Origin of the sequence: Nannocystis punicea, assembly GCF_026965555.1 — a bacterium.
Lineage (GTDB): Bacteria > Myxococcota_A > Polyangia > Nannocystales > Nannocystaceae > Nannocystis > Nannocystis punicea.
Genome location: NZ_CP114040.1, coordinates 7,963,938 through 7,976,909 on the forward strand (window position 1 = coordinate 7,963,938; position 12,972 = coordinate 7,976,909).

General features: G+C 71.4%; 10 protein-coding genes. 5 read left to right on the forward strand and 5 right to left on the reverse strand.

Going from position 1 to position 12,972, the window contains the following annotated elements; all coding sequences use genetic code 11:
• The 3 genes from O0S08_RS30610 to O0S08_RS30620 form a co-directional block, all read right to left on the reverse strand.
• A complete protein-coding gene (locus O0S08_RS30610; RefSeq protein WP_269032888.1) occupies positions 1-1,497 on the reverse strand; it encodes a GMC family oxidoreductase in 1,497 nt (498 codons plus the stop codon).
• A complete protein-coding gene (locus O0S08_RS30615; RefSeq protein WP_269032889.1) occupies positions 1,494-2,108 on the reverse strand; it encodes an isochorismatase family protein in 615 nt (204 codons plus the stop codon). Before O0S08_RS30615 ends, O0S08_RS30610 begins: the two co-directional genes overlap by 4 nt.
• A gap of 104 nt (positions 2,109-2,212) precedes the next feature.
• A complete protein-coding gene (locus tag O0S08_RS30620; RefSeq protein ID WP_269032890.1) occupies positions 2,213-3,124 on the reverse strand; it encodes a LysR substrate-binding domain-containing protein in 912 nt (303 codons plus the stop codon).
• A gap of 203 nt (positions 3,125-3,327) precedes the next feature.
• Here O0S08_RS30620 and O0S08_RS30625 point away from each other — a divergent pair, with 203 nt between their 5' ends.
• Together O0S08_RS30625 and O0S08_RS30630 are read left to right on the forward strand one after the other, a co-directional pair.
• Entirely contained in the window at positions 3,328-3,729 is a 402-nt protein-coding gene (locus O0S08_RS30625; RefSeq protein ID WP_269032891.1) for a GFA family protein, read from the forward strand.
• 621 nt (positions 3,730-4,350) lie between these two features.
• Positions 4,351-5,295: an STAS domain-containing protein gene (locus tag O0S08_RS30630; RefSeq protein ID WP_269032892.1), complete on the forward strand. Its 945-nt coding sequence runs from the start codon at positions 4,351-4,353 to the stop codon at positions 5,293-5,295.
• Between the two features lie 83 nt (positions 5,296-5,378).
• Here the strand turns inward: O0S08_RS30630 and O0S08_RS30635 are convergent, their stop codons facing one another.
• Complete coding sequence (locus O0S08_RS30635; protein ID WP_269032893.1) at positions 5,379-6,986, reverse strand: hypothetical protein; 1,608 nt, start codon at positions 6,984-6,986, stop codon at positions 5,379-5,381.
• Positions 6,987-7,163: 177 nt separating this feature from the next.
• Here O0S08_RS30635 and O0S08_RS30640 point away from each other — a divergent pair, with 177 nt between their 5' ends.
• The 3 genes from O0S08_RS30640 to O0S08_RS30650 all read left to right on the forward strand — a co-directional run bounded on the left by O0S08_RS30640 (position 7,164) and on the right by O0S08_RS30650 (position 12,512).
• Complete coding sequence (locus O0S08_RS30640) at positions 7,164-8,564, forward strand: carboxypeptidase-like regulatory domain-containing protein (RefSeq protein ID WP_269032894.1); 1,401 nt, start codon at positions 7,164-7,166, stop codon at positions 8,562-8,564.
• A 49-nt stretch (positions 8,565-8,613) separates the two neighbouring features.
• On the forward strand, positions 8,614-9,303 hold the full coding sequence (locus O0S08_RS30645) for a hypothetical protein (protein ID WP_269032895.1): 690 nt from the start codon (positions 8,614-8,616) through the stop codon (positions 9,301-9,303).
• Positions 9,304-9,509: 206 nt separating this feature from the next.
• On the forward strand, positions 9,510-12,512 hold the full coding sequence (locus O0S08_RS30650) for an Eco57I restriction-modification methylase domain-containing protein (RefSeq protein ID WP_269032896.1): 3,003 nt from the start codon (positions 9,510-9,512) through the stop codon (positions 12,510-12,512).
• Here O0S08_RS30650 and O0S08_RS30655 read toward each other — a convergent pair.
• Positions 12,490-12,801 carry a hypothetical protein gene (locus O0S08_RS30655; RefSeq protein WP_269032897.1) on the reverse strand — a complete coding sequence of 104 codons (312 nt, stop codon included), beginning with the start codon at positions 12,799-12,801 and terminating at the stop codon, positions 12,490-12,492. The genes O0S08_RS30650 and O0S08_RS30655 overlap by 23 nt on opposite strands.
• Between the last annotated feature and the right edge of the window lie 171 nt (positions 12,802-12,972).

The following is a 12,972-nucleotide window of genomic DNA, read 5'->3' on the forward strand; positions in this document are numbered from 1 at the left end:
TCACTGGGCGGCGAAGATGCGCCGGGCGATGTGCTCGGCGATCATCATCGTGGTCAGGTTGGTGGGTGCACTGGGGATGCCCGGCATGATCGAGGCGTCGACCACCATCAGGCCTCGCACGCCGTGGACGCGGCCTTCGCTGTCCACCACGCCGTCGTCACCCATCGGGACGGTCGAGGTGGGATGGGCGTAGGCGTCGAGCTGGCGGAGGATCACGGGCTCGAGGTCGGCGTCGGCGACGGCTGGGCCCGGGGTCATCTCCTCGGCGACTGTGGCCGAGAACGCCTTCGACCGGCCGATGGCCCGCGCGATGCGAACGCCCTCCAGCATCCGTCGGCGATCGCGTGCGGTGCTCAGGAAGTTGTAACGGATGCGCGGCGCGGTGCGGGGGTTCCTGTCGACCAGCCGCACGTGGCCGACCGACTCCGGCTGAGTGACCGACACCGCCAGCACCAGCGCGCCGCCCGTCGGCGATTGCGCGGGGTCGAACAGGTGCGTGGCCGAGACGTGCAGGTCGAGGTCGCCCGGCGTCGCCTCCGACGAGGCCGCCCACAGGATCGCGCCCGCGGCCGGGAACATGTTGTTCGCGCCGGGCTTCAGCGCGTAGATGTTGTAGTAGAACGGATGCTCCTGCAGGCGCTCGCCCACCGGCAGGTCCGCGAGCACCGGAATGCCCAGGTCGTCGAGCTGCGCGGCGGGGCCGATGCCGGAGCGCATCAGGATGGCGGGGCTGCCGAACGCGCCGGCGGACAGGATCACAGTGCCGGCGCGATGGGCATGACCGTCGACGTCCAGCACGCCCACGGCGCGGCCGCCCTCGACGATAACCCTGTCGATCTCGATGCCGCCCTGGATGGTGAGGTTGGGGCGGGCGCGCACGCCGTCGTCGAGGAAGGCGATGCCCGTGTTGATCCGGCGGCCCGAGAGGACGTTCAGCGGGTACGGGGAGACGCCCTCCTGGTCCTCGCCGTTGAAGTCCGCCACGCGGGCGAAGCCACACTCGACGGCGCCGTCGACGAACGCGCCCAGCGCCGGCGTGAGTTCGTCGCGTCGGCGCTGGCGCACCGGCAGAGGGCCGTGACGGCCGCGGTAGTGATCGTCGCCGTCGGGTGTGTTCTCGATCGACTTGAACGCGCCGAGCACGTCGTCGAACGTCCAGCCCTTCAGGCCGCGTGCGGTCCACTTGGCGAAGTCCGCCGGCCGCGCGCGTATGGCCACGGCCGCGTTCACGCCGGAGCAGCCGCCGAGCGCCCGGGCCCGCAGCGCCGGGATGGTGCGCCCGCCCGCGCCGGTCTCCGCGACGTAGCCCCAGTCGTGTTCCTTGTCGCCGCCCGCGTGGTCGGCGTTGTAGATCACCGCCGGGAACTGGTTGGGCCGGTAGGCGTTGCCGGCCTCGAGCAGCAGCACCGTGCGTGTCGGGTCGGCGCTGAGGCGGTTGGCGAGGACGGCCCCCGCGGAACCACCGCCGACGACGAGGACGTCGGGCGCGGCGTTCATCGCCCGAGCCCTGCGGCCACCTGGCTCATGAGCGTGGCGAACGGCATGTCCAGCGCCGCATAGACCTCGCCGGCCTTCGGGTCGGCGTTGTCGCCCATGATCTCGACCATCAGCGTGGCGTAGTCGGAGACCTCGATGCCCAGCGCGGTGAGTCGCGCGAGCCCGGCCTCGTGCTTGTAGCTGCTGAACGTGCCGCAGGCGTCCAGCGCCACCACCGGCTGGTAGCCCTCGTCGCGCGCCGAGATGGCCGGCAGCGAGGCGCACACCTCGAAGCTCAGGCCGGCGATGATCAGGTGATCGCGGCCGGCGGCCTTCACCTTCTCGACGAAGCGCGGCTCGTCCCACGCGTTCACGGTCGAACGGTCGAGGATGTCGGCGTCGCCGAGGGCCGCGCGCAGCTCGGGGATCGTCGGGCCCCACATGCTGTCGCGGGCGGTCGTCACCGCGATGACGGGCAGGCCGAGGGCCTTCGCGGCCTTCGCCAGGCCGACGACGTTGTGCTTCAGTTCGCCGACGCCGATGTCACGGACCCCGGTGAACAGGCCGACCTGGTGGTCGATCAGCAGCACTGCGGTGTTGTCTCGGGTCATGCGGGTGCGGGTGTTGGCCATGGTCGTCGCTTCCTCGGTTGGGGAGCCCGAACATCGGCCAGGCAGCGCCGCGGAACGAGCCCCCGCCGCTGGACGCTGCTTACAACCGTTTGGAAGATGCCGGCTCAGTCGACGGCGACGGCCGCGGGGAAGCCCTCGGCGAGGTGGTCGATGAACGCACGCAGCCCGGCGCTCATGCCGCGACGGCCCGGCATCAGCGCCGAGATGGTGGACTCGTCCGCGAGCCAGTCGGGCAACACGCGCACCAGCTCGCCGCGCTGCACCTCGTCGCGGCAGACGTAGCCGGGCAGCGCGACGATGCCGAGGCCCGCCCTCGCGTTGCTCTTCAAAGAGACCATGCAGCCCGCGTGCACCCGCGGCGTCAACGGCAGGACGAACTCGTCCTCGGAGAATTCGTGGCGGAGGTGCCAAGACGGCACCACGCTCTCGCGCATCATGAACAGGCTGGAGTACGGCGCCAGCTCGCCGGGCGACGCGGGCGTGCCCTGCTGCGCCAGGAAGGCCGGCGACGCGTAGAGGTACCAGGGCACCCTCGCCAGCGGCCGCTGGATCAGCGACGAGTCGGGGAGCGGCCCGGAATGGCCACGAATGGCGAGGTCGTAGCCCTCGGCGATGATGTCGACCTGCTCGTCCGTCACGTGCTGGATGAGGTTCACCTTCGGGTACTTGTGCAGGAAGGTGTTCACCATACCGGGCAAGGCCACCTGCGCGATGGCCTGGGCCGCCGTGTAGCGCACGGGCCCGACGGGCTCGGTGAGCCGCTGCTTCATCGCCATCTCGGCCTCCGTGGCCTTCTCCAGCATCTGGACGGCGTGGCGGTAGAACTCCCGACCAGCGTCGGTGGCGGTGACCTTGCGAGACGTGCGCGCCAGCAGGGCGACGCCCAGCGCGGCCTCGAGTTGCTGGATGCGGTGGCTCAAGGTCGACGTGGGCACCAGCAACGCGCGGGCGGCCGCGCTGAAGCCGCCGCGATCGACGACCTGCACGAAGAAGTGGACGTCGTTCAAGTCGAGCATGCGCGTACCGCTGGCCGCTCCGGGTTCCCAGGGGCAGCATGGCAGCTTGTGCGGACGCGGCCAAGCGCCCGTCCACGGCGATGTGCGGCGCGCCGTGCCACTGCCCGGTGCTCACGGAGCCAGTCGCCGGCGCCGCCGGTGACGCGCCGCTTTCCCGAGGTCGGCGTGGTTCACTGCACGCGACCGCGGCTACCATGGCGGCCATGACGACCCGCCGCGCCGCCTGTAACTGTGGACAGCTGCACCTCACCTGCGAGGGTGAGCCCGTGCGGCTGTCGATGTGCCACTGCCTCGAGTGCCAGCGACGGACCGGCAGCGTGTTCGGCGTGCAGGCGTGGTTCCCGCTCGCGCAGGTGACCATCGCCGGCGAGGCGACCCGCTACCGGCGCACGGGCGACGGCGGCACCACCGCTGTGTTTCACTTCTGCCCGCAGTGCGGGGCCACGGTCTACTGGCAGCCCGAGGCGCTGCCGGATCGCGTGGCCGTCGCCGTCGGCGCGTTCGCCGATCCCTCGTTCCCGCCGCCGCGGGTCTCGGTGTATGACGAGCGGCAGCACCCGTGGACCGAGCGGATCGCGGACTTGCCGATGGAGCACTTCGCCTGAGCGATTCGACGCTGACCGGCGCTCGCGCCGTCAGTCGTCGCGGTTCGTTCGTGACGTGAGACCCCGCAGGGGTGTCGGTCAGCTCGTCGCCCGAGTCGGTGACGATATGGACGTAGCTGCGGGCGCGACGATCGCCGACGGGAAGTCGAACGCGAGCAGGTGCGGGAGCTGGTCGAGAACTCGGACCGTGCAATCCCTGGATCGGAGAAAGCAATCAACATCCCGAGCTCCCTGCCAGCGCCGTTCATGAAGAATAAATAACGTGCAATTGCGACGAGCAACGGATCCGCGTCGCCACCGCAGCACGCGGGCGAGACGCAAAGGCGCGCGGGCGCGGTAACGGCCACCGACGACGATATCGTGATGATGCGAGCTCAGAGGTGAGGATGACTCGCATATACGCCCAATTATCGGAGCATGTGGAAGCTCGGCGGCGGCGCGCCAGGGCGCACGACGGACGAGGCAATTGTCGGCATCGACATCGGCATGCGTAGCGGGCCGCGCGCCTCGCGTCGAGCGCGGACGCGGCGACGAAGCCGCCGACGAGGCCGCTCGCCCTAGAGCACGCCGTCGTGGCATCCTCGGCGCCAGCACCTGCTCGCCGGGCTGCAGGAGACTTCGATGAATTCGGACCATGAGCTCACCCAGCTGCGTCAGCGCGTGACGGAGCTCGAGCGCAGCGAGGCTCGTTACCGCAACATCTTCGAGAGCTCTCCGATCTCGCTGTGGGAGGAGGACTGGTCCGCGGTCAAGCAGTACCTCGACCGGATCCTCGCCACCGGCGCCGATCTCGACGCGCACCTCCGACAACACGTCGACGACGTCATCGCGTGCGTGGGGCTGGTGCGGATCCTCGACGTCAACCGGGCCACGCTCGAGCTCTGCCAGGCCCAGGACAAGGATCAGCTGCTCAGGGCGCTGTCCGTCGTGTTCAACGAGAACACGCTCGACACGTTCCGGCGCGAGCTCGTCGCCCTCGGCTGCGGGGCGATGTCGTACGAGGAAGAGACGGTGGTCCGTACGCTCCTCGGCGAGGACAGGAACGTCATGTTCCGCGTCGTCGTCAGCGCGGACTGCGAGCAGACGTGGGAGCGGTGCCTCGTGTCGCTCGTCGACATCACGGACCGCAAGCGGACCGAGGAGGCGCTGCGCCTGAGCAAGGAGGAGACGATCCAGGCGCAGCGAGAGCTGCTGGCGAGGTTGTCCGCGCCGGTGATCCCGATCAGCGACGACGTCATCGTCATGCCGTTCATCGGCCAGCTGGACCAGGCCCGCATGCAGCAGGCGCTGGGCGTGCTCCTCGACGAGGTGAGGCGGCTGCGAGTGACTACCGCCATCCTCGACATCACGGGCGTCCCCGAGATCGACGCCGAGGGCACGCAGGGGCTCATTCAGGCCGCGCAGGCGGTGAGGCTGCTGGGCGCGCAGGTGGTGCTGACGGGGATCCGTCCCGGGATCGCACAGAACCTGGTCGCCCTCGGCTCCAACCTCGACGAGCTCGTGACGCGCGGGACCCTGCAGACAGGGATCGCGTTCGCCATGCAGAACAGTCGCGCGCGACGGTGACCCGCGCTCGCGCCGTCGTGCGTCGCGGTTCGCCTCCGCGCTCGCGCGTCGCTGTCGCCGGCCGCGTTCCCTGTCAGCGAGGCTCAGTCATCCAGCGCTGCCTCGACGCGCGGTTCGAGGGCGTGGCTCGCCTCGGACGAGAGGCCCGCGGTGAGCGCGTTGACGGCGTCGATCACCTCGTCGCGTTCCAGGGTGTATAGAAACCGGCGCTTGCGGTCGAGGCCGGCGATGACGTCGAGGAATTCGAGGACCGCCGCGGTCACGCTCTCCGTGTAGCCCGCCTCGTCGGTGCGCGATCCGTCGGCCTCGCGAACGCGGCGCAGCGCCGCGATGAACGCGGCGCTCGCCTTCTTCGAGACTGCGTCGGGGATGCCCTCGCGGCCGTCCCAGCGGCGCAGCGGGTTCTCGAGGTTCTCGGCCAGCCACTCCGGTTTACGGGGCTTGCGCACGGTCAACGCGACGCCCGGAGCCTTCTTGTACAGGGCGCGCACGCGGGCGGCGACGTCGGCGGGGACGCTGTCGAGGTCGAGGCTCCGGAGGGCCGGGAGTTGGTCCGGGGTCGGGAAGTCGTCGGGCGCGTAGCCGAACAGATCGCAGATCCACAGGGTCTCCAGCTTCACCAGCGCCCGCAGCTCGGAGAGCGCGGAGAGCAGACCCGGCGCGCCGAACAGATGCAGCCAGGAGACGTTCGGGAAGCACTCGGAGACGTCGGCGAGGTCGAGGTCTTCGATGGCGCCGATCCGCAGGCCCTGCACGCGGTCGAGTCCGCACACCGGCGGCACGCCCCCGGTGCCGTGCACCGTGATCCAGCGGCCCGCCTGCTCGGCGACGACCTGCAGCATCGGCTGCCCTGCGGGCGCCTCGCCGCTCAGCTCGTCGAGCAGGCCGTCCAGCGAATCGAACCGATGGACCGCGCCCGCGCCGTGCAAGATCAGGAGGTCCAGGCTCTCGGGGAGCACGAGACGCTCGAGCCCGGTGATGTCCAGAGAGAGCCGATCGAGGCTCGTGCGCGAGAAGTCGAGCTCGCGTCGGCCGTGGCCGGTGAGGGTCAGCTGTTTGACCAGAGGGGAGGATTCCAGGAACGGCAGGAGGTCGTCCCGCCACGAATGGAGCGTGACCTGGTAGAGCGCCGGCCAGGCCCGCAGGGATTCCATCCGGAAGTCCTCGCCGATCCGGTACCCGGCGTCGTCGCTGAAGCTGCGAGCCGCGCCCAGACGCGCCTCGTATGGGCCGCCGCTGCGGTCGTGGAGGCCCGGGGTCGTCGCCGTGTCCTCGCTGTCGAGCACCGCCTTGAAGGCCGCGGTGATTTCGCTCGGGATCGAGTCCCAGCGGGCCTGCCGCTCGACGTCGCGGCCGAAGTCCCAGGAATCGTAGGAGCGCGAGACGGTCTCGCCGGTCACGGGGAGCGTGCCGATCCGCCGATACGACGCGGGCGCCGAGAGGGGCACCTTCTTCAGGAGCTCCTCCGGCTGCCAGAACATGAAGTTCCGCACCATCCGCGGCACGCCGGCCAGGGCGGCGACGTCGGGCACCGCAGTGCCGGTCCACGCGAGCACCGCGACCGTCGCCTGTCCCTCGCTCTCGTCGACCGCGACGACCTGGCACGCTCCGTAGCGGTGGCTCCGCTCGAGCGGGAACGCGAAGACCTCACCGGGCGTGGGGACGGTGGCAGGGGATTCAGAGTCCGTCACGAAGCTCCCTCGTCCTGGATCGCGATTATTCATCGTCGGCGAGAAGGATCCGCGTGAGGGGCCCCGGGCACGCGCAGAAGGTACCGGCATGCAGGGTCGATATCAAGCGCCACGGCCTCGTCGCCGGCGAAGCCGACCCCGACAAGCTCGCCGGCCCGCGATATGCTTGCGAACTCCATGGACATGCCAGCGCCAAACAACGCGATCGCCGGCCCTCGACTCGCGCTCGTCCTGCTCGTCGCGGTCGGGTCCTGCGGGGCGAAGGATACGCGGGGACAGGCAGTCTCTGCGCCCCCGGAACCCGAGCCCGCCGTGCTCGCGACGACGCCGCCCGTGGCCGCGCCGCCGAAGGAGACGAAGCCCCCCGAGAGCGACCGTTGCCCCGCGGCTCCAAACACTGGGACGATCCGCGGCAAGGTCGAGTTCGCCGACGGGACGGCGCCGGCGGCGTTCACGGCATCGGCCTCGCGGGCGCGACCAGGATGGCGGACCCTGGACGAATGCGACTCTCAATATAAAGAGTTCCGGGCGGCCGCGGGCGCCGCGGAATTCGTGTTCGCGGGGCTTCCGCCGGGCATCTATGGCATGACCTTCGCCGGCGACGAATTCGTCGACCTCGACGTCGCGCCGTTCACCGTGGAGGCGGGCGAGACCCGTGACCTCGGCGCCCTCGTCCCCGACCGCGGACGGACGTTGCGCGGGCGGGTCCTGACAGCCGACGGGACCCCGGCCGCGGGGGTCCAGGTCTATGCCGACCACGACCTGTGGGGCGACGAGGCGGCGTACCTCGACATCGTCGTGCGCACGGCCACGAGCGGGGCAGACGGCGGCTTCACGCTGACGGCCCTGGGGCGCGGCACGTTGTACGTGGCCGCCGATGCGCCGCAGCTCGGGCGCTCGCAGGCGGTGCGGCTCGCGGAGGGGAACGACGACCTGACGAGCGAGCTCCGCCTGGGTCCGACCGGCGCGCTGGCGGGGCGAGTGACGTACGCGGGCAAGCCCGCCCGCGCAGACGTCACCGCGCAGCCCGTGGGGGCGGGATCCGCGGTGATGTTCACGACCGTCACCGACAACGAGGGGCGCTATCGATTCACGCGCCTGGCCGGAGGGACATATAGCATCACCGCACAGCTCTACCGAGACGGCATGCACTCGGTCACGCACCCGGCGCGGGCGAAGCAGGCGAAGCTCGCCGCGGACCGGGAGAGGAAGCTCGATCTCGACATTCCTGCGGGGCCGACTCTCGTGATTACGCCGAAGCTCGCCGCGGGCGCGGCCGACGTCGTGTCGGTCGTGCTCGTCAAGGGGACCTTCGCCGCCGCGACGAGCGGAGATCTCGATCGGGCGATGGCGGCGCTCGACCGCGAGCGTGCGCGGGAGGATAGCGCGCACCTCGCGGAGAAGACCGCGATCGAGCTGGCGGACGTGCCGCCGGGCAGCTACACGCTGTGCGGCGTGGCGACGAAGTACGGCGACTCCGTGGCGACGATCGCGGCCGCGCCGGCGACCTGCGTCCCGGTGCGCGTGGCGGCCAAAGGCGCGCGACAGCAGGTCGAGGTCGCGGTCGTGGGCCGCTGAGGTGCGTGCGCCACGAGGGCCCGGAGCCTGGATTACCATCACCCGCGCCATGTCCGTCGATCTCACCGTTGATGCCGGACTTGAACCCTATCCGGACAGCTTCTCTTCGCCGGGCTGGCGCTTCGCGGCCGACCCGGCTCGGCCCACCGAGCCGCCGCCGCCGCTGTTCGGCGATTTGCTGGCGATCCTGGCGATCACGACGCGACACGAGCTCCTGATCCCGTCCCATGTCCAGGATCGCGGGCGGCGGATCGCGCTCGAGGTCGACTCTGCCGAGGAAGTCATCGCCCGGCTCTCTGCCCTGCTGCACGCCGGCGAACTCGGCCCTCACCTCGACGAGATCGCGGGCCACGGCCTGGTCGAGCGCCCGGACGGCACTCGCGTGCGGCAGGACGGCCTGCTCTCCCTGCAAGACCTCCGCCTGCACGACCGCGCGTACTCCCTGGTCACGCGAAAGAGCCTGTGGACCCCGATCGCGCTCGACCGCAGCTTCGGCTTCGAATGGCAGGTCGAGCTCGCCGATCTCAATGGTCCCCGCCTCGAGCGTTGCCTGCGGGACATCGACGCCGCGCTCGGCCTCGCGGTCGAGCCGCCACGGCACGAGCTCGACCGCGAGCATTCGCTGTGGATCCACGACTTCAAGCTCTTCACGAACCCGGAGATCCTCCGCCGCGAGTTCGCTGCCAACCCGCCGCCGGGGCTCGCGTCGATCGACCGATTCATCGCACCGGGAGCATGAGAGGCCGCGCGTTGTGACTTGCGCGGGGGACGAGGCTTCTGCACGTCACGATGCGCTCGCGTCGCGAGGTCGCCGGCGCACCCGCCGAGTCATCGCGGAAGATCGCGCCAGCGCAAGGGCCCGTGCGGCCGGCCCTTGCCGACCTTGCCCGGACGGGCGACGAGCACCCGGTCGGCGGCCTCGTCCCATGATACCCTGCCCGGCCCGTGCCCCGTCCCGCCCGACGCAGCGAGCCCACGCGCCAATCGCCGGTGCTCGGGGACATGGCCCTGGAGGCCCTGCGTGCCCTCGTGGGCGGCTTTCCGGGCGACGAGGCGGCTCTGGACGGCGACCTGGCGCGGCTGCAGCGCGACCTCATCCTGCTGGTGACGCGGCTCGTGTTCCGCCTGCACGCGGAGGCGAGCGGATTTCAGTGTGGTGATTCGTCGTCTGCCCTGTGCGATCGCCTCGACGCCGATGCGAAGGAGGACGGCCCGGCGCTCGAGCAGGGACAGACAGCCTGGCCGCAGCTGCTCGCCCTGGCGCGAGGATTCGGGGACGACGGTTTCGCGGCCGAGGCCGCGGGCCCGGGCGACGGCGCCGTGTGGCGGGCGTTGCGGGCGCTGCGGGCGATGGACGACCCGCGCGCGTGGTATCGGTCGCTCGACCTCGAGGCGCTCGGTGGCGTCTACGAGGCGCTGATGGACTACCGCCTGCGGCGCACCCGCGGGCCGGGCCTGGTGCTGCGGCCGGGGCCGGTCGTGATCGATCTGCAGGAGATCCTGTCCCATGGGCCAGATGAGCGCGCGCGTCGCTTCGCGGCCGCCGGCGGGGTGCTCGACGCGGCGCTGCAGCAGGCGCTCGTCGCGGCGCGCTCGCCGGCGGACATCGTCGCGTGGCTGGGCGAGCGACGCGGCGCGCGAGCGATGTCCGTGCTGCCGTCGGGGTCGCTGGTCTTGCAGCCGGGCGAGGAGCGTCGGCGGGCGGGCGCTCATTACACGCCGCGCGGGCTCGCCGACCCGATCGTGCGCACGACCCTGCGGCCGCTGCTGGCGGCGCTGGGTGAGCGGCCGACGCCGGCGCAGCTGCTGGACCTCCGCCTGTGCGATCCGGCCACCGGGTGCGGGGCGTTCCTGCTGGCGGCCTGCCGTCAGCTCGGGGAGTGGCTCGCGCAGGCGTGGCGCGAGCACGGTGTGGTGATTCCTCCGGCCGTCGACGGCGTCGCCCTCGCGCGCCGGGAGGTCGCCCGGAGGTGCCTGCACGGGGTCGACAAGGACCCGTGCGCGGTCGAATTGACGCGGCTGTCGCTGTGGCTGCTGACGGGCGCCGAGGGGTCGCCGCGCACTTTCATGGCCGAGGTGGTGCGCTGCGGAGACGCGCTGGTCGGCCTCGCCCCGGCCCAGATCGCGGCGTTCTCGTGGGCCCCCTGCGCGCCCGGCTCCGGCGACTGCGTGCATTCGCCGGAGGACGCGCGGGCGCGTTCGAATTCTCCCGACTCCCGCAATTCATGGCATTCGTCGGAGCGCGAGCGGGCGCGCTCGACCGCTGCCGATTCTCGCGACTGGTTAGATTCGCCCGAGCGGGAGCGGCGGATCGGCGACGCCGCGATCGCGGTGTTCTTCGCTCACGACGGCGACCGGCGGCGCGACGAGCAGCGGGGGCGGCTCGCGCGCGCGACCGTCGAACCGGCCCGGCGCGGCGACCCCGAGGCCCTCGCTGCGCTCGATCGCCTGGCCGCCGGCCTCGCCGCCTCCGCCCTCCCGGTGCTGCCATTCCACTGGCAGCTCGAATTCCCGGCGGTGTTCGCCCGCGACGACCCCGGGTTCGACTGCTTCGTCGGCAACCCGCCGTTCTTCTGGGGCAATCGCATCAGTCGGGCGTTCGGCGATCGCTACCGTGATTGGCTGCTGCGCTGTTACCCGGGCTCGCACGGCAACAGCGACCTCGCGGCCTATTTCTTGCGGCGGTCGTTCGCGCTGCTGCGTCGCGGCGGCACGCTCGGCTTCGTCACCACCAATTCGATCGCCGAGGCGGACACGCGGGCGACCGGGCTCGAGCCGCTGCTGCGCGCCGGGGGCGTCGTCTACGAGGCGGTGCGCAGCGCCGAGTGGGACGGCAGCGCCAGCGTCCGGGTGGCGCACGTGTTCGTGGCGAAGGGCGGCGCTCCGGACGAGCGCCGGCTCGACGGCGAGGTGGTGGCGGCGATCGGCGCCGACCTGCGGCGGCCGCGGGCGGCGTGGACGGCGGTGCGCCTGCGCGAGCGCGCGGAGGAGAGCTACAAGGGCGTCGACTTCGGCGGCACCGGCTTCCTGCTGACTGCAGAGCAGCGCGACGAGATCGTCCGCGCCGCGCCGCACGAGGGGGAATGCATCTGGCCGGTGATGAACGCCAGCAACTTCACCTCGTCGCCGCAGCTGCGGCCCGAGGGGTTCATCATCAACTTCACCGGCCTCACTCTGGCCGAGGCCGAGCGGTATGGCCGCTGCATGGCGATCGTCCGCGAGCGGGTGCTGCCCCGCCGCGCGGTCGACAAGCGCAAGGCCCGGCGCGAGCGCTGGTGGCTGTACAACGAGGCCTGCAGCGGCCTGTACCGGGCGATCGCGGGCAAGACGGCGGTGATCGTGTGCCCCGTGGTCGCCAAGTACGTGACGTTCGCGCGGGTCGACGCCCGGGCCGTATTCACCAACGCGCTCAACGTCTTCACCTTCGCCGACCACGCGTCGCTGGCGGTGCTGCAGTCGCGCGTGCACGAGCTGTGGGCCTTGACGCACAGCTCGAGCCTGCGGGCCGACCCGCGCTACAACCCCTCCGATTGCTTCGAGACCTTTCCGCTCCCGGAGCAATGGCAGCGCTACGACGCGCTCGCGCAGGCCGGGCAGCGCTACGACGAATGCCGCCGGCGCTGCATGCTGCAATACGGCCTCGGCCTGACGGGCCTCTACAATCGCTTCCACGACCCCGACGATCGCGCGCCGGACGTCGGCGAGCTGCGCCAGCTCCACGCGGCGCTCGACCGGGCCGCGCTCGCCGCCCACGGCTGGACCGATCTGGCCGCGCGGGTCGAGGCAATGTTCCGCTCGCGCGCGGCGGTGGAGCGCGGCGGCCGACCGACGATTCGCCTCGAATGGCCGGCGGCGCTCGCCGACGAGGTGCTGGGCCGCCTTTTGGCGCTGAATCAGCGGCGCGCCGCGGCCGAGCGCGAGGCCGTCATTCCTCGTCGGGGAAGTTGAAGCTGAGGCTCACGTCCTCGCCGCCGGCCGCCGCGATCCGCCGTCGCAGCCCCTCCTCCGCCGACGCGGACCAACTGCCGAAGCCACTGATGATGATCGGGCCGGTGGTGTACGCCTCCATGCGGACGATCGGGTTCTTCGGCCCGCCCCCGAGGATGTCGACGATCACCTCGCGCGGGTCGAACTGCTCGTCCTCGAACGCCCACGCCTTGAGCGCAGCCAGCACCTCGTCCTTGCGCTCGGGGGGCCACTTCCCGACCTTGGCCACGAATTCCAGATTGACCGACATGCTCGCTCCCTCCGAAGAAGAGCGGCGACGCTAGCACGCGGCCGAGGTCGTCGGCTCTGCGTTGCAGCAGGTTGCGCGGATTCTGTCCGCGTCGGGGCGAGATCGCCGCGCCTCGGCGATCGCGGAAACCCCGAGGTTCGCGGCATTCGCCGGGACCTCGACCGGCTCCGC